A 26,369-nucleotide genomic window follows, 5' to 3' on the forward strand; every position below is an offset into this window, starting at 1 on the left:
TAATATGCTTTTTATCCTCTTAGAGGGTATATGTCAATAGTGGAAGTGAAGATATTATGCAATTACCTGATTTTAAAGGGGTCTACAGTGGCCTGATTTCTACCTCATCCATCAGCTCTTCGGATTCGCGTTGGGACGAAGGTAATTCACAAGTTATTGAACTGCTGGCGACCTGGCTCAGAGACCTGAATTTTGATGTAGAAGTGACCGAAGTCGCCCCCGGAAAAATGAATATGCTGGCCAAAAAGGGCAGCGGTAAAGGCGGCCTGCTTCTGGCCGGGCATACTGACACCGTGCCTTACGATGAAGGACGCTGGAGTTTCGACCCGCACACTCTGACTGAAAGCAACGATCGATTCTATGGTTTGGGCACCGCCGATATGAAAGGCTTCTTTGCTTTTATTATTGAAGCGGTCAGAAAAATGGACTGGAGCAAACAAAGCCGTCCTCTGTATATTCTGGCGACGTGCGATGAAGAAACCACCATGGCCGGTGCCCGCCACTTTACAGAAACCCACCAGATTCAGCCGGATTACTGCCTGATTGGTGAACCGACCGAGCTGGTGCCAATTCGTGCTCATAAAGGACACGTAGCAAACGCCATCCGCGTCACCGGCAAATCGGGGCACTCTTCCGACCCATCACTTGGTGTGAATGCCATTGAGATTATGTATGAAGTTCTGTACGCGATGATGCAACTGCGCGACAGGCTGATTAAAGAGTATCACCACCCTGGCTTTGCCATTCCTAACCCAACCCTGAACTTAGGTCATATTCACGGCGGGGACAGCGCCAACAGGATCTGTGGCTGTTGTGAACTGCATTACGATGTCCGTCCTCTGCCGGGGATCAGTCTGGACGGGCTGGAAAATATGCTGCGGGGAGCACTAACAGAAGTTGATGCAAAATGGCCGGGCAGAATCGCTATTACGCCATTACACGATGCCATTCCTGGTTATGAATGTGCACACGGGCATCCGTTTATTTCCGAGATGGAACATATTTGCGGCAAACCGTCAGACACAGTGAACTACTGTACCGAAGCACCATTTCTGAATCAGGTATGTCCGACACTGGTGATGGGACCAGGTTCCATTGCTCAGGCACACCAGCCGGATGAATACCTGTCTTTCGACTTTATTCAGCCGACCATCGATATCCTGTCCAACACAATTCGACGCAGTTGCTTTAGTTAAGTTGACCTTAGTTAAAGTGTAAGTTGACGTTATTTGTGCTGAACAGACGATGCAAACTTAGTAATCGTCTATGCGCAGTAATCTTTGACTACGCTTAGTTATCATTGACTATGCTTAATTTCAGGGTCATTTCTTATGCCTCCCGCTAACGGGAGGCTACTGATTTCTAACAAAATGAAAGTTAATTTCATCCATTCATAGAATGGTGAGTTTAATAAATGACCAAAATCAAATAAACTCAATTAAAAACTTTTACACCTAGCAATTATTTGACTCTCAGCACAGAATTTGGCTAGATTACCCATCCTAGCAAGGATTCTTCTATGTAATTTAATTACGAGGCAGGACGACCATGAACGAGAAATACGCAGCGCTCAAAGGAAATGTGCGCATGCTGGGCCATTTACTTGGCAATACAATAAAAAGCGCGCACGGAGATGCGATCTTAGAAAAAGTAGAACTTATCCGTAAGCTTTCCAAGTCCGCCGAGCGCAACAACGATCAACAAGCACGCGAAGAACTGATAAAAGAAATATCCACCCTTCCGGATGATCAACTATTGCCTGTGGCACGTGCGTTTAACCAATTTCTGAATCTGACTAATATTGCTGAGCAGTACCATACTATTTCTCGCCATTGCGAGTCTCACGTATGTGAACCAGATGCGGTCAATACCCTTTTCTCTAAGTTAAACGACAATAGCATCAGTAAACAGGAAACAGCTGAAGCGGTACGTAACCTGGATATTGAGCTGGTACTGACCGCTCACCCGACGGAAATTGCGCGTCGTACCATGATCAACAAACTGGTCAAAATCAACAAATGCCTGTCCCAGCTTGAGCTGACTGACCTGTCTCCAAAAGAGCGCCAGAAAAATGAGCGCCGTCTGGAGCAGCTTATTGCTCAGGCCTGGCACTCAGACGACATGCGAAAAAAACGCCCGACTCCACTGGATGAGGCTCGCTGGGGCTATGCTGTGGTTGAAAACTCACTGTGGAAAGCGGTACCGGATTTTCTTCGCGATCTGGATGAGCGTCTGCAAAACTATCTGGATGAAGGGCTGCCAATTGATGCCCGCCCGGTGCATTTCTCTTCCTGGATGGGCGGTGACCGCGACGGTAACCCGTTCGTAACCCACAAAATTACCCGTGAAGTCCTGCTGCTGTCACGCTGGAAAGCCGCTGATCTGTACCTTGGCGATATTCAGGAACTGGTCAGCGAGCTGTCTATGACCAACTGCAATGCTAAAGTACGCGAGCTGGCTGGTGAAGACGCTCACGAACCATACCGTGCTGTACTGAAAGAAGTACGTGTACTGCTGCGCAATACTCTGGAAGTGTCAGATGCGAAACTTAAAGGTGCAGCCGTACCGGATAAACCAGTACTGGAAACGGTCGACCAACTGTGGGACCCACTGTACGCCTGCTATGAGTCCATGCATGAATGTGGCCTGGGTGTTATCGCCGATGGCGCTCTGCTGGATACCCTACGTCGAATCAAGGCATTTGGTGTGCACCTGGTTCGCCTGGACATCCGCCAGGAAAGTACCCGCCACTCTGACGTACTGTCTGAACTGACCCGCTATCTGGGGCTGGGTGATTACGATCAGTGGAGTGAACAGGATAAAGTCTCCTTCCTGGTGAAAGAGCTAAGCTCCAAACGCCCATTGTTCCCGCGTGACTGGGAACCATCACCAGAGGTTCAGGAAGTACTGGATACCTGTAAGATCATCGCCAGCCAGTCTCGTGATGCGTTTGGTGCCTACGTGATCTCTATGGCGCGTACCGCGTCTGATGTTCTGGCTGTGCACCTGTTACTGCAAGAGTCTGGCTGTCAGTTCCGTATGGATGTCTGCCCGCTGTTTGAAACCCTGGAAGATCTGAACAATGCAGAAGCGGTTATCAAGCAGCTGCTGGATATCGACTGGTACCGCGGCTTCATCCAGAACCACCAGATGGTCATGATCGGTTACTCTGACTCAGCCAAAGATGCCGGTGCAATGGCGGCAGGCTGGGCACAATACGATGCAATGGAAAAACTGGTTAACGTTGCCGAAGAAACCGGCATTGAACTGACACTGTTCCATGGCCGTGGCGGTACGATTGGTCGTGGTGGTGCTCCTGCGCATGCCGCACTGCTGTCTCAGCCACCGAAGAGCCTGAAAGGCGGCCTGCGTGTCACCGAGCAGGGAGAAATGATCCGCTTCAAACTGGGTCTGCCAGAAGTCGCCGTGAACAGCTTTAATATGTACGCCAGTGCTATTCTGGAAGCGAACCTTCTGCCACCACCAGAGCCAAAACAAGAGTGGCGCGACCTGATGGAAGTCTTGTCGGAAGTATCCTGTGAGTCCTACCGTAATGTCGTACGTGGCGAACCGGATTTCGTCCCTTATTTCCGTGCGACTACTCCGGAGCAGGAGCTGGGTAAACTGCCTCTTGGCTCACGTCCGGCAAAACGTAACCCGAACGGTGGCGTAGAAAGCCTGCGGGCAATTCCGTGGATTTTCTCCTGGAGCCAGAACCGTCTGGTACTGCCGGCCTGGCTGGGTGCAGGTGAGTCCATCCAGTACTCTATCGACCATGGCCATCAGGCCCTGCTGGAAGAAATGTGCCGCGAATGGCCATTCTTCTCAACGCGTCTTGGTATGCTGGAGATGGTGTACTCCAAATGTAATCCTGAAATGTCCCGCCATTATGACCAGAGGCTGACCGATAAGTCACTCTGGCGTCTGGGTGATAATCTGCGTGAACAACTGCAAAAAGACATTAAGGCTGTGCTGAACGTTGAAAACAACGAAAACCTGATGCAAAGCGATCCGTGGGGACTGGAATCCATCCGCCTGCGTAACGTCTATATCCTGCCGATGAATATTCTGCAGGCAGAATTGTTGTACCGCACACGCCAGACCGAAAGTCCGGCTCAGGAACTGGAAGAAGCATTAATGGTGACCATAGCCGGTATCGCAACCGGTATGCGAAATACAGGTTAAACCAGATAATATTTCAATTTAAGGACAAAAAGACCACACATAGTGGTCTTTTTTTTTGTCAAATAACAACATCCAGATAATAAATTTTAATTTGGGACAATATGGGCCACTATTCTACTTCATGCTTATATTTTAAGATATGCTACGCTCCGCTGTGCATCAGCTATACTTCTATTACAAGCATAATAAATATATTTTTTGTCAGAACCCTGAGACCAAGTGGCATTATTACCCTTGGAATCAAATAGTATTATTGACACTTTTAACATCAGCTAGGTGGTAAAACGGCTTTTAATGAGGTGACATCACCATCTGAAAATATCCGGATGGATACGCTCAGGCGAATCACACATCGGCAGAGTGGCAACAGAATCGCTCAAACTGCCTGTAGCGTTTTATTCTTACAATTGATTATATTTGGATTGAAGACATGTCATTACCACACGTTATTCTGACAGTACTAAGCACGAAAGATGCTACTGGCTATGATATAACCAAAGAGTTTTCATACAGCATCGGGTATTTCTGGAAAGCCAGCCATCAGCAGGTTTACCGGGAACTGAATAAAATGGCACAGCACGAAATGGTGACCTGTGAGCTACAACCACAGGAAGGAAAGCCGGATCGTAAGGTGTATTCCATTACTGATAAAGGCCGTCAGGCCCTGTCAGAATGGTTTGCCCAGCCAACGGCACAGACCACTATTCGTGACGAGTTCTCAGCAAAACTGATGGCCTGCTCGATTGAAGATCCTGCAGCATTTAAAACTCAGGTAACCAGCCTGATTGAAGAATCGAAAAAGCTGGTTGCTACTTATACTGAGCTGGAAGCAACTCACTACCCTAACCCGGACACTCTGGGTAAACAGGCCAGACTGGAACGTATGACGCTGCGTCGTAACCTGTTTATGCGTGAAGCCTGGATTAGCTGGGCTGAAGAAGTGCTGAGTGAGCTGGACGAAATCGCCTGATTTCACCCTCCAGCCTCGGGAACGGCTGATACTGAAGTAACCTAATGCTGCCAAGGTATCAAATACCGGGAATGAAAAAAGGATAAAGGTTTTCGCCTTTATCCTTTCTTTTTACTTTCTTATCCAGCCTGATTCGCGATGAACCGATTACTTCTGTGGACGCACACCCAGAGTGTGGCAAAGCGCGTAGGTCATCTCGGCACGGTTCAGTGTGTAGAAGTGAAAATCTTTCACACCTTCCCGGCTCAGAACCCGAACCATATCAATCGCCTGGCTTGCCCCCACCAACTGACGAGTCACAGGGTCATCATCCAGTCCTTCGAACTGTCTCGCCATCCAGCCTGGTACTTTTACGTTATTCATCGCAGCAAAGCGAGAAGCCTGCTTGAAGTTAGACACCGGCAGAATGCCCGGTACAATTTCAACATCAATCCCCGCAGACACACAACGATCACGGAAACGCAGGTAACTCTCAACATCAAAGAAAAACTGAGTGATAGCGCGGTTAGCCCCCGCATCCACTTTACGCTTTAGGTTCAGCAAGTCGGCCTGAGCACTTTTCGCTTCCGGATGAACTTCAGGAAACGCGGCTACCGACAGATCAAAATCGTGCAGGGATTTCAGCAGCGCAACCAGATCAGACGCATACATCTCAGGTGTGCCACCGCCAGGAGGAATATCACCACGCAGGGCAACAATGTTGCGGATACCATTCCGCCAGTAGTCTTCAGCAATGGCTTTCAGCTCATCCCTTGTTGCATCAATACATGTCAGGTGTGGAGCGGCAATAAGACCCGTCTGCTCCTTAATCTCCTTGATGATAGAGTGAGTACGGTCGCGCTCTCCCGAGTTCGCCCCATAAGTCACAGAGACAAACTTAGGCTGTAGCGTTTTCAGGCGATGTACTGAATTCCACAGTGTCTCTTCCATCTTTTCGCTGCTCGGCGGAAAGAACTCAAAAGAAACATTAATATCACTCAGTTCAGCAATATTCTGGTTCAGTGCATCTATATGGCCTGCGTGTGTATAACCCATATCTTTCTCCCTGTGAAACGGCTACAAAGTTGCGTCTGCTGTTATTTTGCGTTTGGACGTCTATATGTCCATAGAATGTAATGAATAAAGGTTAATGTCAACAGCACAACCATGAATTTTGTTCATGTTGATAATGAGCAGAGCTCAATCAGATAGAAGTATAGGAGAGAAAAGGATGAAGGGGGGAAGGGCTAAGGAGTTAGCCCGTTGCCATTTTGAATGGTATAGATAAAATTGGAGCAGTCCCTTCCCCTGCTTTCTACCTATATTTAGCAACGGTTTAACCCCTTCCACCTTCAAGCGCAGCGACCTTTGCGCTTTTGGTTTTATAGTCTCTAGAAGCAACGCGATCTAGTATCTGGTTTCTTTAAAGCATCCCGGACAGCCGGTTAATATCCGACTGAATGGCACCAGCGGTCACAGCTTTACCCGCCCCCGGCCCGCGAATAACCAGCGGATTATCTTTATACCAGGCACTCTCAATAGCAAAGATATTGTCACACGGCAGCAGGTTTGCCAGCGCATGGTGCTGAGGTAAAGCCTCAATACCGACTGTCGCCTGACCATTTTTCTCTAAACGGGCAACGTAACGCAGCACCTTATCTTCCCGTTGCGCCTTCGCCAGACGTTCTGCCAGTGCCTCACTCAATTCACTGCCCTGTTCAAAAAAGGCATCCAGTGACAGAGATTTCAGTGACTCAGGTACCAGAGATTCGACCTTCACCTGTTCCGGCTCCAGTTCCAGCCCCGACTCACGCGCCAGAATCACCAGCTTACGCATCACATCAGAGCCGTCCAGATCTGAGCGGGGATCGGGCTCTGTCAGCCCCTGCTGCCAGGCAAGGTCCACCAGCTCCATAAACGGCATACTGCCGTCAAACTGCTGGAACAGCCAGGAAAGCGTGCCAGAGAAAATACCAGACAGTCCGTGAATATCGTCTCCGCTCTGTTTTAAATCCTGTACGGTATGGTTTATCGGAAGGCCGGCTCCAACCGTGGCGTTGTACAGCCAGTAGCGACCCGTTTTCGCAAACGCATCCTGGACTTTGTGATAAAAGTGTCCCGCTGCCGAACCCGCGACTTTATTGGCAGAAATCAGATGCAGGCCGCGCTCTGCGATTTCCGGATACTGCATGGCAATCGACTCGCTGGCGGTGACATCCAATACGATTACTTCGTCAAAATCAGTCTGATGGTGCAATTTTTCCAGCCATTCCTTACCATCATTCGCGACCGCTTCATCTTCAAAACGGTTCAGGGCAGTTTGTGGGTCTAACCCGGCAAAGTCGAGCCAGTAGTGGCTGTGATCCAGAATACCAATAAGATCAAAACTCATGCCCCGCCGTCTTTCCAGCTCGGCTCTTTGTTTGGCAAACAATTCGACCCAGCTGGAACCAATATTGCCTTTACCACACAATACCAGCGCAACTCGCTTCTGAGCCTGGAACAGGTGGGTGTGAAGACTCTGAACTAACTCTGCGGTTTCAGTCTGGCGCAATATCGCAACCATACTCAGCTGGGACTCAGATTCGCAGATAAACTCAACAGCGGCACTTTTCAACTGCTGATAAAAGCCATGACTGTGAATAGGGTTGTTTGCGACCCCGGCTCCGACAACGGCTACCATTGAATAACCGTCTTTCAGCTTAATTTCAGCAGCAACGGTCAGATCCTGCAGATAACTGAGCACTCCGGAAGCCACTTCCCGGGTGTAGGCCAGCTGAACCGAAGCCTGATCCGGATGACGTTCCCATGCCAGTGGCTGTAGCTGAGCCCTGAGCAAAGCCTCAAAGACCTCCTCCGCTGCATGCTCAAAATCATGCTGATGACCAAAGTTAAGCTCAATCAGCATCACATCATCCAGGGAGGTGATAATTTTAGCTCCCCGTCCAGACGCCAGAACCCGCTCAATGCGAGTCGACCCGGCTTCTGGCTGGTAACTGCAACGCAGCTCCAGATCTATGGCACTCTGAGAGACCGGCTGAAGCGTCCGGCTGTGTAACACCGGCGCGGCAAGGCGAGCCAGCTCGTTGGCCTCATCCAGGCGTAGTAAGGGTAACAGACAGGCATCATTCACGTTACGGGGATCCGCACTAAACACCCCGGCCACATCACTCCAAATGGTCACTTTACGCACTTCGGCCAGAGCCCCGATCACGGTTGCCGAATAGTCGGAACCGTTACGCCCCAGCAGGACTGTCTCTCCTTGCTCATTTTTGGCAATAAAGCCGGTGATCACGGTACGATGCCCCGGGTGCTGAGCCAGGGTTTCTTTTATCAGGGCCCAGGAGGCAGCTCGGTCCACTTCCGGCTGGGTGGATCTCTCCGCACGCAAAAACATCCTGGCATCCACCGCTACCGCTGGCAACTCATTTTCAACCAACAGCGCAGTCATCAAGCGGGATGACCACTGCTCACCATGCGCCAGTGCTGCCGATAACTGAGCTTCAGTTATCGGTACGACTAACTCTCCCAGTGCCGCAATTTCGTCCCTAAGCTGCTGCAGATAAGGTTCTGGCTCTGATAGCAGCTCTTCAATCAGGTTTGACTGAAACTCGTGTATCTTCATCAGTAACTCATGCGCCAGTCGCCCGTCTTTCTGTAATGTGTTACCCCATTCAATAAGACGGTTAGTGGTATCACCGGCTGCGGATACCACTACTAAATCATCGTTCCCGGAATACTTGGACAGAATGGTGACCACTCTTTTATAACACTCGGGATTGGCAAGGCTACTGCCACCAAATTTATGCAACTGACGGGAAACGGTCATTAACTTTCCTCCTGAACCGTATTAAATGCTTGTTTCAAATCAGCAATCAGATCACGATAATCTTCAAGGCCGATAGACAGACGTAGTAATGTTGGTTTTATTCCAGCTTCCTGCTGCGCTTTATCGTCCATTGCTCTGTGAGTCATTGATGCCGGGTGGCAAATCAGGCTCTCAACCCCACCCAGAGACTCAGCCAGAGAAAACAGCTGCAACTGACCAACGAAGGTTTCCAGCTGCGCCTGAGAGCCGTTAAATTCAAAACTAAGCATAGAGCCAAAGCCCTTTTGCTGTTTTTTCGCGATCTCGTGCCCTTTATGATCAGGCAGGCTCGGATGATAGATCACACTCACCATTGAAGACTGCTGCAGGTAAGCCAATACCGCATTGGCGTTTTCTTCATGTACCCGCATCCGGGCACCAAGAGTACGAATACCCCGCAAAGTCAGGTAACTGTCAAACGGCGTTCCAGTGGAACCTATACAGTTCCCCCACCACGCCAGCTCTTCGGCTTTTTCCTTCTGTGCCGCGATGATGACACCACCAATCACATCAGAATGGCCGTTGATATACTTGGTTGTTGAGTGGATAACAAAATCCGCGCCCAGCTCCAGAGGCTTTTGGTATATAGGTGTCAAAAAGGTATTATCCACCGCCACCATGGCCCCAACCTGTTTGGCCTGGGTACACACTTTTTCAATATCCGTCACCCTGACCAGTGGATTCGACGGAGTTTCCAGCAGAATAAGCTTCGGCTTCAGTGCCAGAGCGTTCTGCATCGCTTTATCGTCTGAAGGATCGATAAAAAGAACCTTAAAATCCCCTTTCACCGCTCGTGAATTAAATAAGCGGTAGGTGCCCCCATAGCAGTCATTCGGAGCAACAATCAGATCATCCGGTGACAGGTAAGCAGACACCAGCAAATTAAGGGCAGCCGTTCCGCAGTTCGTCACTACGGCACCTTCACCACCTTCGAGCTCACTCAGCGCTTCTTCCAGCAGACTGCGGTTCGGGTTGCCAGAACGGGTATAGTCATACTTAGGAACATCACCAAAAGCCGGAAACGCATAATTTGTTGAAAGATAGATAGGTGGGACCACGGCATGATGCTGAGTGTCAGACTCAATACCGGTACGAACCGCCACCGTATTTTGCTGAAAATTCAGGCTGGCTTTAGCTTTTGAATCAGTCATAGAGGTTTCCTTTCCGGGTGGTTATGTATGTTGAGCAGTGCCAATACTAATACACATTATCTCTTTGAAAGAGCCTCTGATTAGTTCGACTTGGTCACTTTACTTGTAGTTTTTTAAGCCGTCAATAGCTCTAGACGTCTATATGTCTTTGCTTATGGCGGTAAATCCGGATAAAATTCATGCTTATTACTGGTGATTCCCTGTTAATTGAAGTTACAGCAAAGCCGTCAGTGAATCCATGCTGAAATGGCACGAGCTGAAACTAAAGTCTACCGGGTGTAGTTACAATTTTAGAATGAAGGTGCGTAATGGCTGACTGGAATGGCGACTATATTAGTCCCTATGCGGAACATGGAAAAAAAAGCGAACAGGTAAAAAAAATCACGGTTTCTATTCCGTTGAAAGTGTTGAAAATTCTGACGGATGAACGTACAAGACGTCAAATCAATAACCTGCGTCATGCCACCAACAGTGAGTTGCTATGTGAGGCATTTCTGCACGCCTACACCGGCCAGCCACTACCAACGGATGAAGATTTACGAAAAGACCGTCCTGATGATATCCCGGCAGAGACCAAGGCGTTGATGACGGAAATGGGGATTGAGTTCGAGTCGTTTGACGACTAGAGACTAGAGACTAGAGACTAGAGACTAGAGACTAGAGACTAGAGACTAGAGAAAGAGTACAGAGCGCTGCGCTTAAAGAATACAGAAAACCCAATCATTGTCTTTATAAGTCAATTGATTGGGTTTTATAGTATCTAGCTTCTAGCTTCTAGCAGCGAAGCGGTCTAGCCTCAGATATTCCTGTATTCTGCTTTATCTCTCTTACGCCATATAATTCTTCGGCATATCGATTCGTGCGACGCCGGAATCAACCGCTGCCTGTGCAACCGCTTTAGCGACTCGTGGCAGAAGGCGTGGGTCCATCGGTTTTGGAATAATGTATTCCATGCTGAATTCCAAATCGGTTACGCCTGCCGCTTTTTTCACTTCTTCCGGAACCGGCTCTTTCGCCAGTTGACGAATAGCTTCTACAGCCGCCAGTTTCATTTCATCATTGATCTCACTGGCACGTACATCCAATGCGCCACGGAAGATAAACGGGAAACAGATAACGTTGTTCACCTGGTTCGGATAGTCAGAACGGCCTGTACCCATGATCAGGTCATCACGCACGGCATGTGCCAGTTCAGGCTTAATCTCTGGGTCCGGGTTAGAACAGGCAAATACAACCGGCTTGTCCGCCATCAGTTTGAGCGCATCCGCTGGCAACAGATCCGGTCCGGATACACCAAGGAACAGATCCGCACCGTCAATAACATCTTCCAGAGTGCGTTTATCCGTGTTGTTTGCAAACAGCTTCTTATGTTCATTCAAATCTTCACGGCGAGTATGGATAACACCTTTGCGATCCAGCATGTAGATCTTCTCACGCTGAGCACCACACTTAATCAGCAGTTCCATACAAGCAATAGCCGCCGCACCTGCGCCAAGACAAACGATCTTAGACTCAGACAACTCTTTACCCTGCAGCTCTATCGCATTCAACATGCCCGCAGCCGTCACGATAGCGGTACCATGCTGGTCATCATGAAATACCGGAACATCACAACGTTCAATCAGGCGGCGTTCAATCTCAAAACAGTCAGGAGCCTTAATGTCTTCCAGGTTAATGCCACCAAATGTATCGGCAATATTGGCAACCGTATCGACAAACTCGTCGATGGTGCGGTGTTTCACTTCAATATCAATCGAATCCAGACCGGCAAATCGCTTAAACAGCAATGCCTTACCTTCCATTACCGGTTTTGAAGCCAAAGGCCCCAGGTTACCCAGACCCAGAATAGCGGTACCATTAGAAATCACGGCCACCATATTGCCTTTACCGGTGTATTTGTAGACATTATTGATATCCTGCGCGATTTCACGGACAGGCTCGGCCACACCTGGGCTGTATGCCAGCGCCAGATCCTCGACAGAATCCGCTGGCTTGGTCAGTGCCACACCAATCTTACCCGCCGTGGGATAAGCATGATAATGCAAAGCCTGTTGGCGAAGGTCTTCTTTGCGGGAGTCATCGGATGGTGTTGTTGAGGACGATGTATTTGAAGGCATTATTCTTTGTTCCTAAAAGGTTAGAGGAAAACGATTAAGTGGTGTCAATTTTAGGCGATCCGCTTCAAACTTCATAGTTCTGCCCGTTGATATTTTAATAACTTTAACAACCAGATTATGCAACAAGGATAGGTTTATTATTGATATCTGGAGCAGATATTGAGCCAATTCCAGTCATTAAAACATGTTTATCTTTCAGGTATGAAAAAAGGACGCCTGAGCGTCCTTTTTTAAATTCGGTATAACTACGGTTGCAGCTATTACTTCTTGCTGGAAAGAGCACCGAAACGCTTGTTGAAGCGATCAACACGGCCGCCTGTATCAACGATACGTTGCTTACCAGTGTAGAATGGGTGACATTTGTCACATACGTCCAGGTGGATGCTGTCTTTACCAAGAGTTGAGTTGAACTCAAAAGAGTTGCCGCAAGAACAAGTTGCTTTTACAGCTTTGTATTCAGGATGGATACCTGTTTTCATGGGGAAAACCTCATTATAGGCCGTGTCGCCATCCGATTCAGAGCCGGACACCACACGTATAGTCAAAAATAGGTCAGCGCGAATTTACACTGTACCGCTAAGGCGCAGTATAGTAATGAATCCGCTCTCAGGGATCAACAAATTTGATACTTTTTTCATCGTTTTTTTATTCCTCTTTTCCCTTATCCCTTATTCCATTACTATCATTCGGCTACTCACCCTAAGCAAGGTACCTCATGCGCCCGACCATCGCCCAAGTTGTTCTTCCCGTCCCGTTGGATAAAAGGTTTGATTACCGGATTCAGGCGCACCAGTTTCCTGTCATCGGCGGACGGGTTTCAGTCCCTTTCGGGCCAAAGACATTAACCGGCGTCGTCGTTGCGTTAACCCATAAATCAGATTTCCCTGCAGAGCAGCTAAAAGATATCCGTCAGGTACTGGACAGTGCGCCGGTATGGCCGGAAAAACTTTACCAGCTATTAAACTGGAGTAGTCAGTTTTATCTCTACCCTCTGGGTGAAACCCTGCTTAATGCGATGCCATCCGCACTCAGAAAAGGCAAACCCGCTGATTTCACCTCACAGGTCGAATGGCACATCACCGAGAAAGGAAAAGACCAGCTAATGGCTGGATTTGGCCGGGCCGTAAAACAGGCGAAAGTGATGACGATGCTGGAAGACAGACCTCTACCTCATCAACGTATGCTGGATGAAGAGATTTCCTCGACTGTCTTAAAGACCCTACAGGAGAAAGGCTGGATAGAATCAACCGATATCAAGCCGCAACGGGTGTCATGGCCCCAGCAGATTGAATCCGAATCAGACAAACCCAGACTCAATGCTGAACAGGCCGTCGCGATTGCGACCATTAACAGTGCGGCTGGTTTTGGCTGTTATCTGCTGGAGGGCGTCACAGGCTCAGGCAAAACTGAAGTTTATCTGAACCTGATAAAGCCCGTACTGGAACAAGGCCGGCAGGCTCTGGTACTGGTCCCTGAAATCGGCCTCACCCCACAGACCATTAACCGGTTTAAGCGCCGCTTTAACGTGCCCGTCGAAGTAATTCATTCCGGGCTTAATGAGACCGAACGCCTCAATGCCTGGCTGTCTGCCCGTGATAAACACGCCGGCATTGTCATCGGTACCCGTTCTGCCCTGTTCACCCCATTTCATGATCTCGGCATTATTATCGTGGATGAAGAACACGATACGTCTTATAAACAACAGGACAGCCTGCGCTACCATGCCCGCGATGTCGCGATTATGCGGGCCCATAAAGAAAACCTGCCCATTGTTCTGGGTTCAGCAACTCCGGCTCTGGAAACACTGCATAATGCCCAGACAGGAAAATACCACCACCTGACCCTGACCCAGAGAGCCGGATCTGCCGTACCCGCCACTCATAGTGTGCTGGATATAAAGGGCCTGTATCTGGAAAGCGGCCTGTCAGCCCCACTCATCGCCCGGATGAGAAAACACCTGAATGCCGGAAGCCAGGTGATGCTGTTTCTTAACCGGCGCGGGTTTTCTCCCGCCCTCATGTGTCACGAATGTGGATGGATAGCCGACTGCCAGCGCTGTGACGCCTACTACACCTACCACCAGAACAGCAACGAGATGCGCTGCCACCACTGCGGTTCACAACGGCCGGTGGTTCACCAGTGTCAGTCGTGCGGCTCCACCCAACTGGTCACTGTCGGCGTGGGAACTGAGCAATTGGAAAAACATCTGGCCGATCTCTTTCCTGAATACAACACCATTCGTATTGACAGAGACAGTACCCGTCGTAAAGGCAGCCTGGAAAGCGCGTTATCTGCCATTCGGAAAAAAGAGTACCAGATCCTGATCGGCACCCAGATGCTGGCCAAAGGGCACCACTTCCCGGATGTCACTCTGGTCGGCTTGCTTGATGTAGACGGCTCCCTGTACAGCAGTGATTTCCGCGCTTCCGAGCGTCTGGCTCAGCTGTTTATTCAGGTTGCCGGACGAGCAGGTCGAGCCAGTAAACCGGGAGAGGTTCTCCTGCAAAGCCACCATCCGGAACACCCACTGCTACAGGCTCTTTTATATAAGGGTTACGACCACTTTGCGCAGACCGCACTTCAGGAAAGGAAAATGGCCGGATTACCGCCTTATACCTTTCTCACGCTATTCAGAGCCGAGGCGAATAAAGGTGAGATGGTCGAGGAATTTTTGCGTCAGCTAAAACACACCCTGGAGGCCCACCCTACTTTCGGTGACGAATGTATGCTGCTTGGGCCAACCCCGGCCCCAATGGCAAAAAGAGCAGGCAAAGTCCGCTGGCAGCTCTTGTTGCAGACCCAGTCCCGAAAAACAATGCAACAACTTCTGCATAGTGCCCGTCCGGCAATTGCCCTGCTTCCACTGTCGAAAAAGGTCCGCTGGACAATGGATATCGAACCCCAGGATTTTAGTTAGTCATTCACCAGTATTTTGTTTCAATAAGTTTTATGTGATAAGAGTCACACTAGCGGTGTAAGTTCTGTTAATCTCGCCGTAACTTGTGGTGAGCTAAATACATACACTTAGAGCATGACATTAGGTATGATTGATTAAAGTGCTCTACAGCCGCGACACCTCGCTCAATAACCGGAAATATAAGAGGTCAACTATATGGCGACAATGAAGGATGTTGCCCAGCTTGCAGGCGTGTCTACTGCCACGGTTTCCCGTGCACTGATGAACCCTGAGAAAGTTTCAGCCACCACACGCAAGAGAGTGGAAGAAGCCGTACTGGAAGCTGGTTACTCACCCAACTCTCTGGCCAGAAATTTACGCAGAAACGAATCCAAAACGATCGTTACCATTGTTCCTGACATCTGTGACCCTTATTTCACAGCCATCATCCGGGGTATCGAGGATGCTGCGATAGAAAACGGCTATCTGGTGCTGCTGGGCGACAGTGGCCAGCAGCAGAAACGGGAAAGTTCCTTCGTCAATCTGGTGTTCACCAAACAAGCCGATGGAATGTTACTGCTCGGTGCCGCTTTACCGTTTGACATCAGTAAGCCAGAACAGAAAAACTTACCACCACTGGTCATGGCCTGTGAATATGCCCCGGAACTGGAGCTGCCAACGGTTCATATTGATAACCTGACGTCTTCTTTTGAAGCCGTAAACTATCTTAACCAAATCGGCCACAAACGTATTGCTCAGATTTCCGGCCCAAAAGAAGCCACCTTGTGCCACTTCCGGAATCAGGGCTATCAGCAGGCTATTCGACGTGCGGGCGTTCCAATGAATGCTGCCTATACCGTCTTTGGTGACTTTACGTTTGAAGGCGGCGCAAAAGCCATACGTAAACTTCTGTCTCTTCCCGAACCCCCGAGCGCGGTATTCTGTCACTGTGACATGATGGCCATTGGGGCCATTCAGGAAGCTAAAAAACTGGGCCTTCGGGTACCTCAGGACCTGTCCGTGGTGGGTTTTGATGACATTGAATTCTCAGAGTATTGTGATCCTCCACTGACCACTATCTCTCAGCCCCGCTATGAGATTGGCCGGCAGGCCATGTTGATGATGCTCGACCTGTTAAAAGGACGAGAAGTCGGAGCGACGTCCCGTCTTCTGGAAACGAAACTCGTCATCCGGAATAGTGCGGCACCACCCATTAGTTAACCGTTTTATTCCGGAGCGGCGCTTTTTAGCGCCGCTTCCGTTTTTAGGATTATTCGTTGTTTTCCATCTCTAAACTGGATTACCATGTTGCCTGTTTTTATCAACACGCCGATGAAGTATTACTGTGGCTAAAGATTATGTAAGACGTGGCCAGGGGTCAAAAAAGACCAGCCGTAAAAAACCGAACAACCGAACTAAGTTTCCATGGAAGGCAGGGCTGCTCGCTCTGTTGGCGGTGGGAGCGTTTGGTTATGGGCTTTATATACTCAGTAATGACCCGGAACCAAAGGTGAAGGTAACCCAACCAGCACCGAAGAAGAAACCTGTCACCAAAACCAAGCCACTCCCTCCTCCACCAAAAGAGGAATGGGAATACGTAAAAGAACTGCCAAATAAAGAGATTGAAGTTCAGGCTAAAGAACAGGTCGTATCAGAGATCCCTTACATCATGCAGTGTGGTGCATTTAAAACTCTGCAACAGGCCGAAGAGCGTAAAGTTAATATCGCCTTCCAGGGACTGGGCAGTAAGATCCGTAAAAAGGAAAACAGCAGCTGGTACCGGGTAGTGCTAGGACCTTACACCACCAAACGGGAAGCGGTAAAAGACAAGCATCGCCTGCAAAGAGCAAAAATCGAACCCTGTGCAATCTGGAAAGAGGCACAATAAATAACCACCCACATCAAAACAACAGAGGTTCTCCAGTCTCTTTACAGAAAGTACCGGAAGACCTCTGTCAGCAAAGACTGTTTTCCGCTCCCCTTGAATTCCTGAATTCACATCCTTATATACTTCTTATATTCAAAAAACATCTCACTAGTGAAATTAAATAAGAGGTCAAGCTCGTGACTACTATCGTATCTGTACGTCGTAACAATAACGTTGTCATCGCTGGTGATGGGCAAGTTTCTCTGGGCAATACTGTAATGAAAGGTAATGCCCGCAAAGTGCGCCGTTTATATAACAATAAAGTACTGGCTGGTTTTGCCGGCGGAACAGCGGACGCTTTTACTCTATTCGAACGCTTTGAAGATAAGCTGCAGATGCATCAGGGACACCTGACCAAAGCAGCCGTTGAGCTGGCAAAAGACTGGCGAAGCGATCGTGCGCTACGTCGTCTTGAGGCCATTTTGGCGGTGGCCGATGAAACGGCGTCCTTCATCATCACCGGTAATGGAGATGTTGTGCAGCCAGAAAACGACCTGATTGCCATTGGCTCTGGTGGTAACTTTGCTCAGGCAGCGGCTATCGCTTTGCTGGAAAATACCGATCTGAACGCTCGTGAAATCGCACAGAAAGCCTTGAAAATTGCCGGTGATATCTGTGTCTTCACCAACCACAATCAGACCATTGAAGAACTAGAGATCGCGGCTGAATAAACGCGGCGAGAACCGAATAAAGGGATAATGACGTATGTCTGAAATGACTCCACGTGAAATCGTACACGAACTGAACCGCCACATTATCGGTCAGGAAAAAGCCAAACGCTCTGTTGCTATCGCTCTTCGCAACCGCTGGCGTCGCATGCAGCTGGAAGAAAGCCTGAGAGCAGAAGTCACGCCAAAAAATATTCTGATGATGGGCCCGACAGGCGTGGGTAAAACCGAGATAGCCCGCCGTCTGGCTAAGTTGGCTAATGCGCCGTTTATCAAAGTAGAAGCCACTAAATTCACAGAAGTCGGTTATGTGGGTAAAGAAGTGGAATCCATCATCCGCGACCTGACTGACGTGGCAGAGAAGATGACCCGTCAGCAGGCGATGGAGAAAGTAAAGTTCCGCGCTGAAGAACACGCAGAAGACCGGATTCTGGACATTCTTCTTCCCCCGGCACGAGACTCCTGGGGCCAGTCTGAGCAACCCGCAGAGGACAACTCGAATACCCGACAGATTTTCCGTAAAAAATTACGTGAAGGCTCACTGGATGACAAAGACATTGACGTTGATGTTGCTGCACCGCAAATGGGGGTTGAGATCATGGCTCCTCCTGGCATGGAAGAGATGACCAACCAGCTGCAGAGCATGTTCCAGAACCTGGGCGGCAATACCACCAAAAGCCGTAAGATGAAGATCAAAGACGCCTTCAAAGCCCTTACCGAGGAAGAAGCGGCCAAGCTGATCAACCAGGAAGACCTGAAAGCCCAGGCTATCGATTATGTAGAAAACAACGGTATCGTGTTTATTGATGAGATCGACAAGATCTGTAAACGCGGTGAAGTGTCCGGCCCGGATGTTTCCCGGGAAGGTGTACAGCGTGACTTACTGCCACTTATCGAAGGCAGTGCCGTCACAACCAAACATGGTACCGTGCGCACCGACCATATCCTGTTCATTGCATCGGGCGCGTTCCAGGTGGCTAAACCTTCCGATCTGATCCCTGAGCTTCAGGGTCGCCTGCCTATCCGGGTAGAACTGGAAGCCCTGTCCAGTGATGACTTTAAACGCATTCTTACCGAGCCTCGTGCATCACTAACGGAACAGTACTCTGCTCTGATGCAGACGGAAAATGTCTCCGTTTCCTTCACAGAAGACGGTATCGAAAAGATTGCTGAAGCAGCATGGCAGGTCAATGAGACCACTGAAAATATCGGTGCCCGCCGTCTGCACACGGTCATGGAACGCTTGATGGATGAGATATCCTTCGATGCAACAGAAAAGTCAGGTTCCACCCTGACCATTAACGGCGATTATGTTAAGCAACATCTGGGTGAACTGGTTGAAGATGAAGATCTGAGCCGCTTTATTCTGTAAGCGAACCCAGCCCCCCAACAAACAAGGCCCCTACCACTTTAGGGGCTTTTTATTCTCTGCACGCTTGATGGTATACTGTCTGCATCTGGTATCGTGGTATATGTGTAATGAATAAGTCCGTGTCTATCTGGCTGGAGGCATTCCGGCCTAAAACTCTTCCCCTCGCTCTGGTTTCAATTATTACCGGTAGTACGCTGGCACATGCAAACGGACATTTCTCATGGGTGATCATGCTGCTGTCTCTGATCACCGCGACACTGCTGCAAATCCTTTCAAACCTGGCCAATGATTATGGTGATGCGCAAAAAGGGACCGATAATGAGCACCGTCTGGGACCTATTCGTGCGATGCAACAAGGTGTCTCCTCTCTGGATATGAAAAGAGCCATTACGATTAATGTGGTGCTTACTCTGCTATCCGGCCTGGCACTTGTCCTGTATTCCCTCGACAGCTTAGCCAACATTCTTGCCTTTCTGGGACTGGGCGCACTCGCCGTGCTTGCTGCGATTGCCTATACCGTAGGGCAAAAACCCTATGGCTATATTGGGTTGGGTGACCTTTCTGTCTTTATCTTTTTTGGCCTGCTCGGGGTGGCCGGCACCTTTTTCCTGCATACCGGCTTTCTGGATATTGGTATTTTTATTCCGGCAACTGCCAGTGGCCTGCTTGCTGCCGGTGTACTCAATATCAATAACATGCGGGACATTGAAAATGATCGAGCCTGTGGCAAGCACACGTTTGCTGTCCGCTTAGGCGAAATCAAGGCGAAACGCTACCACTTGTTCCTTATCTGGGCCGCATTCATTATTTTTGCCGCTTATCTGCTGCACACCTCCAGTATCTGGCTGGTACTGCCTTTCTTTCTGTCGGCCACCGTTATCGGCAAACATGGGAAGGCCGTTCTGCATACCACGGCTCCCGTACAGATCGCGCCAATGCTACCCGTGATAGTAAAATGTGCAGTTATCACTAACATTTTGTTTTCTCTGCTTGTTATTGCTCAAACTCTCACAAGATAATTTGTGCTTATCGTTGCATTGGGTACCTGACCGGATATACTCAATATACTCATGCCCCTTTTATGGGTACCACCAGCTAATGGGATGATGCGTATGGAATACAATACCTCTGCACTTTGCGATATTTACTTAGACCAGGTTGACGTTGTCGAGCCTATGTTCAGTAACTTTGGCGGTAGTGCATCGTTCGCCGGTCAGATCACCACAATCAAATGCTTTGAAGATAACGGGTTGATCCGCTCGGTTCTGGAAGAAGACGGAAATGGCCGGGTTCTGTTAGTCGACGGTGGTGGCTCACTCAGAAAAGCGTTGATTGATTCTGAACTGGCAGCTCTGGCTGAAGAGAACGAATGGGAAGGGATCGTTGTCTATGGCTGTGTGCGTGAAGTGGATGAACTCGAGGACATGAGTGTCGGCATTCAGGCCCTGGCCTCCATTCCGGTTGGGGCGGCTAAGCAGGATATCGGAGAAATTGATGTTCCGGTCAACTTCGGCGGCGTCACTTTCCTTCCGGAAGACTATCTGTATGCCGACAATACCGGCATTATCCTGTCTCAGGAACAGCTGAATACGGAGCTTGAGCTGGATGAAGATGAAGAAGATGACGGTTATGAAGTCATCAGTGAGGCTGAAGAAGAGTAGTCGGTTTTAACAATGAATAATAAAAGAGGCGCAGATACCCGGTACCTGCGCCTCTTTTACTGTCAGTATCGCAGAAACACGTTATTCAACGTCTTCCATCTTACCCAGCAGGTTACGGATACGCTCCTGCCACGCATTGTGTTCGGCTTCCATCTGACGTGATTTCTCTTCCAGACCAGAGCGCTCAGCTTTCAGCGTCTCAGCTTCAGACGTCAGTTGCTGGTTTTTCTCTTTCATTTCTTCCAGCTCCATCTGTAACAGAGTGATGGTATCAACCGCAGTTTGCACCTTTGCTTCAAGCTGCTCCAGAATTTCTAATGACATGTTCTTACCCTATATAAAATTTGTCCGTTATCGCTCTATTCTACTCAGACTGCAACAGATGACCAACAACAATACGAGCCTTCGGGTCTGTATGACTAAAAATAGAACATGATTCAGCCAGCCCGGGCTCGTGATCATGCTTATCCGACACCTGCCCTATTCGCCATAAAAAAGCAAACGTTTTCTATTGGGGTATGATAAGATCGCGCCGGAATTTTTCACACCCCCTTTAATTTGGAGTCAAAATGAAACGCGATTTGGCAATGGCATTTTCACGCGTAACGGAAGGTGCCGCATTAGCAGGTTATAAATGGCTTGGACGTGGCGATAAAAACGCAGCGGATGGTGCAGCCGTAGAAGTGATGCGTAGCCTGTTAAACAAAACTGAGATCAGCGGTGAGATTGTCATTGGTGAAGGTGAAATTGATGACGCCCCTATGCTCTATATTGGTGAGCAGGTCGGTGTTGGCGGTGATGCAGTAGATATCGCAGTCGACCCAATTGAAGGGACTCGTATGACGGCCATGGGACAGGCTAACGCATTGGCTGTTCTGGCGGCTGGTGAAAAAGGCAGCTTCCTGAAAGCGCCGGATATGTACATGGAAAAACTGGTTGTCGGCCCGGGCGCGAAAGGTTGCATTGACCTGAACAAACCACTGACAGAAAACCTGGAAAATGTCGCCAAAGCACTGAATAAAACGCTGGATACTCTGGTCGTGATCACTCTGGCCAAACCTCGTCATGATCAGGTTATTAAAGATATGCAGGACATGGGTGTTCGTGTCTTTGCCGTGCCTGATGGCGATGTTGCAGCCTCTATCCTGACCTGTATGCCGGATAGTGAAGTTGACGTGATGTACTGTATTGGCGGTGCTCCGGAAGGTGTGGTTTCTGCTGCCGTGATCCGTGCTCTGGACGGTGACATGCAGGGTCGCCTGCTGCCGCGCCACGAAGTAAAAGGCGATACGGAAGAAAACCGTGCTTTTGGTGAACAAGAGCTGGCCCGCTGTGAAGAAATGGGTGTAAAAGCTGGTGTGGTATTGCCAATGGGCGATATGGCCCGTAGCGATAACGTTGTGTTCTCTGCGACTGGTATCACTAAAGGTGATTTGCTGGAAGGCATCAGCCGTCAGGGTAATATTGCAACAACCGAAACTCTGTTGATCCGCGGTCGCTGCCGTACAATCCGCCGAATCAAATCCACTCACTATCTGGAACGTAAAGATCCGGAAGTGAGAGATATCATCCTGTAATCCTGCCGACTATTCCCCTGTCAGGGCCTGTTTTTCAGGCCCTGACTTAATCAATCAATTGCTTTATTAAATACATCATTCATAATAGTCATTATCAGCAACGCGACACTGTGATTGATTTCTATGAAGACCCCGGAAAAAATACTCCACAAACTGAAACGTGAAGGCTCAATGACGGCTAAAAAGCTGGCGGAAGATCTGAGCATGACCACCATGGGCGCACGTCAACACCTTCAGACACTGGAAGAGGATGGCATGATTGAATCTTTTGACGTCAGAGTCAAAGTAGGCCGTCCTAACCGGCACTGGTCACTGACAGAAAAAGGCCACAGTTATTTTTCTGACCGGCATGGAGATTTAAGTGTTCAGGTGATCGAAGCGGTGGAAGAACTGTTCGGAACAGAGGGTCTTCAAAAAGTCGCCCAGGACAGGGAAAACAAAACCTTCACCCGTTACCAGGCGCATCTGGCCGATAAACACAGCCTGAAAGAAAAGCTGGAAACACTGACTCAGCTACGCGAACAAGAAGGCTATATGGCAGAACTGATAGCTACTGACAGCGGCTACACATTAGTTGAAAATCACTGCCCTATCTGCAAAGCCGCAGAACGGTGCCCCACGTTCTGCCAATCTGAGATCAATATCTTTCAGCGCCTGCTCGGCGATAACTATCAGATTGAACGCTCGGAACACATCATCAATGATGAGCGCCGCTGTGTATACCTGATTAAAGAAAAATAACGCCTTCGCCCATATGTCTTAAAAAAGGCAATACGATGTCTTAAAAAGGCAACACTCCCACCTAATACCTTTGTAGCATAATGAACGCAATATCTGGGTTTTGCGCCTGGATTGGCTACACTAATATTAATAGCTGCTCTCTTTCTGTTATTCACCAATAGCCCTACTGATAACCAATGAAAGAAGAGTGAGGAGGTATTATGGATTTTCCTCAATATGAGCAAACTCTGCCGTCATTCGACGAATTGATGGAGCTGGCCGAGCATAACCCTGAAGCCTTTGATGAGCTGAAAAGAGAGATATGTGAAGAAGCAATCACCTACGCAACAAAAGAGATGCAGCCCAGGCTCAGAGCCCAGCAGACGCATATTGACCGGGTTATAAAAAGGTGCAAAAACCCTTACCAAACCAATGTTATTCTGATGCGGGAACTGAGTATGCAGGTAGAAAAGTTTCAGTCCGTGCTGGAAGGGGAGTTTGATGAAGAACAAGTGGCAGAGGTGATACCGTTCCCCCACCGCCACCACTAAATTGACAACAGGTTATGCCTGCGGTTGACCATACTGGTTTTCCGCAGCATTTCCTTTCAGAAATCCACACTCAATAAGAATCCACAGCCCACAGATCAAAGCCGCCATTGAAAGCGCTGTCTCCATTGTCGTTGGCTGGCTCTGAGCCGCTAGTCCCCCGACAGGTACCGTAAAACGTCCCATAATGACCGGAATATTCAGTAAGAGGAATTTATTGGACTTATTCCGGTCATGCCAACGCTTCGCCGTCACCGCCAAATCAGGCACAACGAGCACCACAAGGCACACAGGAAGAATAGTACCTAACCCCGCCGGGTAGAATTCTTTCAGCACTGTAGCCACCACCATAATGACCACATAATAACAAGCGTTCCAGATCCAGAATGTACGACGGTTAATCCGCCCCTGAAATGAGAATAATAGTTCTTTAACCGACATTATATAACCTTAATCAAATCGAACAGCGCAACAAAAATACCTTAATAGCAGTAAAATCTGAAAGATAAGCTACTATCTTTGCATCATAGATCACTTTAGACCGTTGTGATGCAAAAAAGATCAGAGAAAGACATGATTACTATCATGATCTGAGGTTATTAATCTGTTATATTCTTTCGCCATAACGTTTATTTTTTACATTAATTAATTTTGGAGATATCCCTATGCGCAAACCTGTTGTTATGGGTAACTGGAAACTAAACGGCAGCAAAGCAATGGTAACTGAGCTGCTAAATGGACTTAACACTGAGCTGGAAGGTGTTTCTGGCGTTGACGTGGCAGTTGCTCCACCAGCACTTTACATCGACCTTGCTGAGCGTCTGATCAAAGAAGGCGGCAATAAGATCATCCTTGGTGCTCAAAACACGGACGTGAACAACTCAGGCGCTTTCACAGGTGACATGTCTCCTGAAATGCTGAAAGACTTCGGTGCTACTCACATCATCATCGGTCACTCAGAGCGTCGTGATTACCACAACGAATCTGATGAGTTCGTTGCTAAGAAATTCGCTTTCCTGAAAGAGAACGGCCTGAAGCCTGTTTTCTGTATCGGTGAAACTGATGCTCAAAACGAAGCGGGTGAAACTGAAGCAGTATGTGCTCGTCAAATCAACGCAGTTATCGACGCTTACGGTGTTGAAGCGCTTAACGGTGCAATCATCGCATACGAACCAATCTGGGCTATCGGTACTGGTAAAGCAGCAACTGCAGAAGACGCTCAGCGTATCCACGCTTCTATCCGTGCAATGATCGCACAGAAAGATGCAGCAGTAGCAGAGCAAGTAATCATCCAGTACGGTGGTTCTGTTAAGCCTGAAAACGCAGAAGCTTACTTTGCACAGCCAGACATCGACGGTGCTCTAGTTGGTGGTGCTGCTCTGGACGCGAAAAGCTTCGCAGCTATCGCTAAAGCAGCAGCGAAAGCAAAAGCTTAATTACTTATTTGAACTGAACAGTTCGGATAGTCTAAGAGGTCAGCGCAAGCTGGCCTTTTTTATTGCTCTGTATTCTCCCTCTCTAAAAAACAAAAACCGCCGGGATATCCCAGCGGCTCTTAATCATCACTAAGTTTGCATTAAAACTTAGAACAGCTCTTCAGCTACCTTGTACAGGTCTTCACGTACCGGGCGCTTCATGTTTTCGATAGCGTCGATAATATCGTGGTGAACAAGCTGCTCTTTCTGGATACCGACACAACGTCCGCCCTGACCTTCCATCAGCAGGTGTACCGCGTAGTTACCCATACGGGAAGCCAGAACACGGTCAAATGCCGTTGGACGACCACCACGCTGGATATGACCCAGAACCGTTGCACGAGTTTCACGGCCTGTTGCCGCTTCAATCTCTTTAGCCAGTTCGTTGCCATCCATCATCAGCTCAGTCAGAGCGATAATGGCGTGCTTCTTACCTTTCTCCATGCCTTCCTGAAGGCTCTTGATCAGGTCTTCTTTACTCCACTCTTTTTCCGGAGTAATGATGTATTCACAACCACCAGCGATAGAAGCCATCAGAGTCAGGTCACCACAGTGACGGCCCATGATTTCAACGATAGAAATACGCTGGTGAGAAGAAGAGGTATCACGTAGACGGTCGATAGCATCAATAACGGTGTTAAGTGCCGTCAGATAACCGATAGTGTAGTCAGTACCAGCAATATCGTTATCGATTGTGCCAGGAAGACCGATACATGGGTAACCCATTTCAGTCAGTTTCTTAGCACCCATGTAAGAACCGTCACCACCAATAACAACCAGAGCTTCGATGCCATGCTTGTTCAGGTTTTCAATGGCCTTCTGACGAACTTCCACTTCTTTAAACTCAGGGAAACGTGCTGAACCCAGGAAAGTACCACCACGGTTGATCACATCAGAAACACTTGAACGATCCAGTTTCACGATACGATCTTCATACAGACCCTGATAACCGTCGTACACACCAAACACTTCCAGGCCTTCTGAAAGTGCAGTACGAACTACGCCACGAATAGCTGCGTTCATGCCAGGGGCGTCACCACCACTGGTCAAGATACCGATCTTTTTAATCATGCTCACCCTCGATTTTTGGGAATCTCAATTACAAATTCTACATGCCAAATTTGGCGAAACCATTAACGTATCATCGCTGGTCCGGGACAGAGAACTGACTCTTGATACCCTAGGTCAATAGACCATATTGACGCATTTATCCAACGCAATACTGAAATTTTTATACTTTTGAAAGAGTATTACA

General features: G+C 48.7%; 23 protein-coding genes. 15 read left to right on the plus strand and 8 right to left on the minus strand.

The genetic code is table 11. The features are described 5' to 3' along the window. Positions 1-56: 56 nt before the first annotated feature. The 3 genes from argE (at position 57) to DI392_RS09630 (ending at position 5,155) form a co-directional block, all read left to right on the plus strand. Complete coding sequence (argE, locus tag DI392_RS09620; RefSeq protein ID WP_109319693.1) at positions 57-1,196, plus strand: acetylornithine deacetylase; 1,140 nt, start codon at positions 57-59, stop codon at positions 1,194-1,196. A 352-nt stretch (positions 1,197-1,548) separates the two neighbouring features. Beyond that, positions 1,549-4,185 (plus strand): phosphoenolpyruvate carboxylase, encoded by a 2,637-nt coding sequence (gene ppc / locus DI392_RS09625; RefSeq protein WP_109319694.1) that lies wholly within the window; start codon positions 1,549-1,551, stop codon positions 4,183-4,185. Positions 4,186-4,615: 430 nt separating this feature from the next. Continuing rightward, positions 4,616-5,155, plus strand: coding sequence for a PadR family transcriptional regulator (locus DI392_RS09630; protein WP_109319695.1), 540 nt, complete (start codon positions 4,616-4,618; stop codon positions 5,153-5,155). Between the two features lie 147 nt (positions 5,156-5,302). Here the strand turns inward: DI392_RS09630 and metF are convergent, their stop codons facing one another. From metF to DI392_RS09645, 3 genes are all read right to left on the minus strand, one after another. After that, positions 5,303-6,190 carry a methylenetetrahydrofolate reductase gene (gene metF, locus DI392_RS09635; RefSeq protein ID WP_109319696.1) on the minus strand — a complete coding sequence of 296 codons (888 nt, stop codon included), beginning with the start codon at positions 6,188-6,190 and terminating at the stop codon, positions 5,303-5,305. 367 nt (positions 6,191-6,557) lie between these two features. Continuing rightward, the gene (locus DI392_RS09640; protein ID WP_109319697.1) at positions 6,558-8,963 is read right to left on the minus strand and encodes a bifunctional aspartate kinase/homoserine dehydrogenase II; all 2,406 of its coding nucleotides are present in this window, start codon (positions 8,961-8,963) and stop codon (positions 6,558-6,560) included. Beyond that, a complete protein-coding gene (locus DI392_RS09645) occupies positions 8,963-10,153 on the minus strand; it encodes an O-succinylhomoserine (thiol)-lyase (protein WP_109319698.1) in 1,191 nt (396 codons plus the stop codon). Before DI392_RS09645 ends, DI392_RS09640 begins: the two co-directional genes overlap by 1 nt. 308 nt (positions 10,154-10,461) lie before the next feature. Between DI392_RS09645 and metJ the strand changes: the two genes are divergently transcribed. Continuing rightward, positions 10,462-10,779, plus strand: a complete 318-nt coding sequence (gene metJ, locus DI392_RS09650) for a met regulon transcriptional regulator MetJ (RefSeq protein ID WP_109319699.1) — start codon at positions 10,462-10,464, stop codon at positions 10,777-10,779. Between the two features lie 201 nt (positions 10,780-10,980). Here metJ and DI392_RS09655 read toward each other — a convergent pair whose 3' ends face one another. Then, the gene (locus DI392_RS09655; protein WP_109319700.1) at positions 10,981-12,270 is read right to left on the minus strand and encodes a malic enzyme-like NAD(P)-binding protein; all 1,290 of its coding nucleotides are present in this window, start codon (positions 12,268-12,270) and stop codon (positions 10,981-10,983) included. A 260-nt stretch (positions 12,271-12,530) separates the two neighbouring features. Next, positions 12,531-12,749, minus strand: a complete 219-nt coding sequence (gene rpmE / locus DI392_RS09660) for a 50S ribosomal protein L31 (RefSeq protein ID WP_109319701.1) — start codon at positions 12,747-12,749, stop codon at positions 12,531-12,533. 236 nt (positions 12,750-12,985) lie between these two features. Here rpmE and priA point away from each other — a divergent pair, with 236 nt between their 5' ends. From priA to rraA, 7 genes are all read left to right on the plus strand, one after another. Beyond that, positions 12,986-15,187: a primosomal protein N' gene (priA, locus tag DI392_RS09665; protein WP_109319702.1), complete on the plus strand. Its 2,202-nt coding sequence runs from the start codon at positions 12,986-12,988 to the stop codon at positions 15,185-15,187. A 195-nt stretch (positions 15,188-15,382) separates the two neighbouring features. Continuing rightward, positions 15,383-16,387, plus strand: a complete 1,005-nt coding sequence (gene cytR, locus DI392_RS09670; RefSeq protein ID WP_109319703.1) for a DNA-binding transcriptional regulator CytR — start codon at positions 15,383-15,385, stop codon at positions 16,385-16,387. A 118-nt stretch (positions 16,388-16,505) separates the two neighbouring features. Next, a complete protein-coding gene (locus DI392_RS09675) occupies positions 16,506-17,054 on the plus strand; it encodes an SPOR domain-containing protein (protein ID WP_109319704.1) in 549 nt (182 codons plus the stop codon). A gap of 176 nt (positions 17,055-17,230) precedes the next feature. Further along, on the plus strand, positions 17,231-17,764 hold the full coding sequence (gene hslV, locus DI392_RS09680; RefSeq protein ID WP_109319705.1) for an ATP-dependent protease subunit HslV: 534 nt from the start codon (positions 17,231-17,233) through the stop codon (positions 17,762-17,764). A gap of 34 nt (positions 17,765-17,798) precedes the next feature. Then, positions 17,799-19,133 carry an ATP-dependent protease ATPase subunit HslU gene (hslU, locus tag DI392_RS09685; RefSeq protein WP_109319706.1) on the plus strand — a complete coding sequence of 445 codons (1,335 nt, stop codon included), beginning with the start codon at positions 17,799-17,801 and terminating at the stop codon, positions 19,131-19,133. Positions 19,134-19,240: 107 nt separating this feature from the next. After that, positions 19,241-20,152: a 1,4-dihydroxy-2-naphthoate polyprenyltransferase gene (locus tag DI392_RS09690; protein WP_109319707.1), complete on the plus strand. Its 912-nt coding sequence runs from the start codon at positions 19,241-19,243 to the stop codon at positions 20,150-20,152. 93 nt (positions 20,153-20,245) lie between these two features. After that, positions 20,246-20,794: a ribonuclease E activity regulator RraA gene (gene rraA, locus DI392_RS09695; RefSeq protein WP_109319769.1), complete on the plus strand. Its 549-nt coding sequence runs from the start codon at positions 20,246-20,248 to the stop codon at positions 20,792-20,794. Between the two features lie 81 nt (positions 20,795-20,875). Here the strand turns inward: rraA and zapB are convergent, their stop codons facing one another. After that, positions 20,876-21,118, minus strand: a complete 243-nt coding sequence (gene zapB, locus DI392_RS09700) for a cell division protein ZapB (protein ID WP_109319708.1) — start codon at positions 21,116-21,118, stop codon at positions 20,876-20,878. 245 nt (positions 21,119-21,363) lie between these two features. Here zapB and glpX point away from each other — a divergent pair, with 245 nt between their 5' ends. The 3 genes from glpX to DI392_RS09715 all read left to right on the plus strand — a co-directional run bounded on the left by glpX (position 21,364) and on the right by DI392_RS09715 (position 23,642). Continuing rightward, the gene (gene glpX, locus DI392_RS09705; RefSeq protein WP_109319709.1) at positions 21,364-22,371 is read left to right on the plus strand and encodes a class II fructose-bisphosphatase; all 1,008 of its coding nucleotides are present in this window, start codon (positions 21,364-21,366) and stop codon (positions 22,369-22,371) included. A gap of 123 nt (positions 22,372-22,494) precedes the next feature. Next, complete coding sequence (locus DI392_RS09710) at positions 22,495-23,112, plus strand: helix-turn-helix transcriptional regulator (RefSeq protein ID WP_109319710.1); 618 nt, start codon at positions 22,495-22,497, stop codon at positions 23,110-23,112. 200 nt (positions 23,113-23,312) lie between these two features. Continuing rightward, positions 23,313-23,642, plus strand: a complete 330-nt coding sequence (locus DI392_RS09715; RefSeq protein WP_109319711.1) for a DUF3135 domain-containing protein — start codon at positions 23,313-23,315, stop codon at positions 23,640-23,642. 12 nt (positions 23,643-23,654) lie between these two features. Here the strand turns inward: DI392_RS09715 and DI392_RS09720 are convergent, their stop codons facing one another. Next, on the minus strand, positions 23,655-24,080 hold the full coding sequence (locus DI392_RS09720; RefSeq protein ID WP_109319712.1) for a DUF805 domain-containing protein: 426 nt from the start codon (positions 24,078-24,080) through the stop codon (positions 23,655-23,657). Between the two features lie 224 nt (positions 24,081-24,304). On the opposite strand from DI392_RS09720, the gene tpiA reads away from it, so the two are divergent. Beyond that, positions 24,305-25,075: a triose-phosphate isomerase gene (gene tpiA / locus DI392_RS09725; protein WP_109319713.1), complete on the plus strand. Its 771-nt coding sequence runs from the start codon at positions 24,305-24,307 to the stop codon at positions 25,073-25,075. A 147-nt stretch (positions 25,076-25,222) separates the two neighbouring features. Here the strand turns inward: tpiA and pfkA are convergent, their stop codons facing one another. Then, entirely contained in the window at positions 25,223-26,185 is a 963-nt protein-coding gene (pfkA, locus tag DI392_RS09730; protein WP_109319714.1) for a 6-phosphofructokinase, read from the minus strand. Between the last annotated feature and the right edge of the window lie 184 nt (positions 26,186-26,369).

Origin of the sequence: Vibrio albus, assembly GCF_003144035.1 — a bacterium.
GTDB classification, from domain to species: domain Bacteria; phylum Pseudomonadota; class Gammaproteobacteria; order Enterobacterales; family Vibrionaceae; genus Vibrio; species Vibrio albus.

Excerpts from the sequence above, each read along its gene's own strand:
- argE (WP_109319693.1), top strand. The coding sequence starts at position 57 with ATGCAATTACCTGATTTTAAAGGGGTCTACAGTGGCCTGATTTCTACC.
- ppc (WP_109319694.1), top strand. The coding sequence starts at position 1,549 with ATGAACGAGAAATACGCAGCGCTCAAAGGAAATGTGCGCATGCTGGGC.
- DI392_RS09630 (WP_109319695.1), top strand. The coding sequence starts at position 4,616 with ATGTCATTACCACACGTTATTCTGACAGTACTAAGCACGAAAGATGCT.
- metF (WP_109319696.1), bottom strand. The coding sequence starts at position 6,190 with ATGGGTTATACACACGCAGGCCATATAGATGCACTGAACCAGAATATT.
- DI392_RS09640 (WP_109319697.1), bottom strand. The coding sequence starts at position 8,963 with ATGACCGTTTCCCGTCAGTTGCATAAATTTGGTGGCAGTAGCCTTGCC.
- DI392_RS09645 (WP_109319698.1), bottom strand. The coding sequence starts at position 10,153 with ATGACTGATTCAAAAGCTAAAGCCAGCCTGAATTTTCAGCAAAATACG.
- metJ (WP_109319699.1), top strand. The coding sequence starts at position 10,462 with ATGGCTGACTGGAATGGCGACTATATTAGTCCCTATGCGGAACATGGA.
- DI392_RS09655 (WP_109319700.1), bottom strand. The coding sequence starts at position 12,270 with ATGCCTTCAAATACATCGTCCTCAACAACACCATCCGATGACTCCCGC.
- rpmE (WP_109319701.1), bottom strand. The coding sequence starts at position 12,749 with ATGAAAACAGGTATCCATCCTGAATACAAAGCTGTAAAAGCAACTTGT.
- priA (WP_109319702.1), top strand. The coding sequence starts at position 12,986 with ATGCGCCCGACCATCGCCCAAGTTGTTCTTCCCGTCCCGTTGGATAAA.
- cytR (WP_109319703.1), top strand. The coding sequence starts at position 15,383 with ATGGCGACAATGAAGGATGTTGCCCAGCTTGCAGGCGTGTCTACTGCC.
- hslU (WP_109319706.1), top strand. The coding sequence starts at position 17,799 with ATGTCTGAAATGACTCCACGTGAAATCGTACACGAACTGAACCGCCAC.
- DI392_RS09690 (WP_109319707.1), top strand. The coding sequence starts at position 19,241 with ATGAATAAGTCCGTGTCTATCTGGCTGGAGGCATTCCGGCCTAAAACT.
- rraA (WP_109319769.1), top strand. The coding sequence starts at position 20,246 with ATGGAATACAATACCTCTGCACTTTGCGATATTTACTTAGACCAGGTT.
- zapB (WP_109319708.1), bottom strand. The coding sequence starts at position 21,118 with ATGTCATTAGAAATTCTGGAGCAGCTTGAAGCAAAGGTGCAAACTGCG.
- glpX (WP_109319709.1), top strand. The coding sequence starts at position 21,364 with ATGAAACGCGATTTGGCAATGGCATTTTCACGCGTAACGGAAGGTGCC.
- DI392_RS09710 (WP_109319710.1), top strand. The coding sequence starts at position 22,495 with ATGAAGACCCCGGAAAAAATACTCCACAAACTGAAACGTGAAGGCTCA.
- DI392_RS09715 (WP_109319711.1), top strand. The coding sequence starts at position 23,313 with ATGGATTTTCCTCAATATGAGCAAACTCTGCCGTCATTCGACGAATTG.
- DI392_RS09720 (WP_109319712.1), bottom strand. The coding sequence starts at position 24,080 with ATGTCGGTTAAAGAACTATTATTCTCATTTCAGGGGCGGATTAACCGT.
- tpiA (WP_109319713.1), top strand. The coding sequence starts at position 24,305 with ATGCGCAAACCTGTTGTTATGGGTAACTGGAAACTAAACGGCAGCAAA.
- pfkA (WP_109319714.1), bottom strand. The coding sequence starts at position 26,185 with ATGATTAAAAAGATCGGTATCTTGACCAGTGGTGGTGACGCCCCTGGC.